Below are 1,446 nucleotides of genomic sequence, written 5' to 3'. Positions count from 1 at the left end.
TAGTACGGCAGCCGCCGTTCGGGATCATGGTTGAAGTTCGAGGTTGAGCCGTCGGGTGTAGTGGGCTCGTCGAGCTCGGGCTTGGTGGCGCCGCCGCCATTGTGACCAGCGCAAACGGTGGGTGAGGTCGCTGATCGGGCGGATGATGAAGGTGTTGATCAGACGGCGAACTTCGTTGACGCTCAGCTTGATCAGGCCGCTCTCCGGGGGGTCGTCAGCCGCGTCGGCGGCGCAGATCGCCAGGACGGCGAGGGCGGCCAGGGCGAGGGTGGTGAACCGGTGCCAGGAGTCCCAGCGGCGGACCTGGTGCTGGTCGAGGCCGACCTGCCCCTTGGCGGCCTGGAATGCTTCTTCGACGGTCCAGCGGATCCCGGCCACCCGCACGAGTTGCGCGAGAGTGGTTGGTCGTGGGCTCCAGCAGCGGTAGAAGGCCAACTCCCCGGTGGAGGTGTTGCGCCTGATCAGGAGGGTGTGGCAGCCGCCGTCGTCGGGGTCGGCGTCCGTGGTGACCTGATCCAGCCACGCCCAGTCGTAGTAGCGGGGGCCTTTCGACCCGGCGCCAGCGCTGCGGCGCTGCCACGCCGTGGCGGGTAGCTCGGCGGCGATCCGGTCGGCGCGGAGGCGGACTTTCCCGCCGTCGAGCGGGACCAGGTGGGTGCGGGACACGGCCAGGACATAACCGAGGCGGTGTTCGCGCAGGTGGGCGCGAAAGACGCTGCTGTTGCCGTAGGCCTCGTCCGCGGCGGCCCACCCTGCCGGCACGCCGGCGTCGACGGCTGCGGCGATCATGTCAGCGGCCAGCTCGGACTTCGTGGCGAACTGGACCTCGTCCGGGATGCCGGCGGCCTGGCAGCGGTCCCGGTCCTCGGTCCAGGACACCGGCAGATACACGCGTCGGTCGATCAGGGTGTGACCGTGCCCGCTGGCGTAGCCGAGGAACACCCCGACCTGCGCGTTTTCGATCCTGCCGGCGGTGCCGGTGTACTGACGTTGCACCCCGACCGAACGCACGCCCTTCTTCAGATCGCCGGTCTCGTCAACGATCAGCACCGCGTCCGGGTCGCCGAACCGGTCGACGATCACCTGACGCAGGTCATCGCGGACAGCATCGGCGTCCCACACCGCCCGATACAACAGCCGCTGCATCGCGTCCGGCCGCCGATGTCCCGCCTGCTCCGCCAACTGCCAACACGTCTTCACCTCGATATCGGCCAGCAGCCCGGTCACGAACGCCGCCGCCGTCCGACGCGGCTCCACCCGCCCGAACCGGCCCGCGAACGAGGCGAGCACCCCGACCAGAACCCGCTCCCACCCGACAGGGTTTACGCTGTGGCACGCGGCCACCGCCAGATCTGAAGTTATGTCCACAACGTACAGACGATCACGCGGTGGCCGCCTCGCGTCCACCCCTCACCGCCAGCGACATCTCAAACGGCGGCTGCCGTA

At 69.3% G+C, this 1,446-nt stretch carries 1 protein-coding gene; it reads right to left on the bottom strand.

From position 1 onward, the window contains the following. Positions 1-24: 24 nt before the first annotated feature. The gene (locus ACFYOS_RS36410) at positions 25-1,299 is read right to left on the bottom strand and encodes an IS701 family transposase (RefSeq protein WP_387151911.1); all 1,275 of its coding nucleotides are present in this window, start codon (positions 1,297-1,299) and stop codon (positions 25-27) included. Between the last annotated feature and the right edge of the window lie 147 nt (positions 1,300-1,446).

This window comes from Micromonospora sp. NPDC005806 (assembly GCF_042871425.1).
Classification (GTDB): Bacteria; Actinomycetota; Actinomycetes; order Mycobacteriales; family Micromonosporaceae; genus Micromonospora.
The sequence above is the reverse complement of the archived record's forward strand: the minus strand, read 5'-3'. Positions and strand labels throughout refer to the sequence as shown.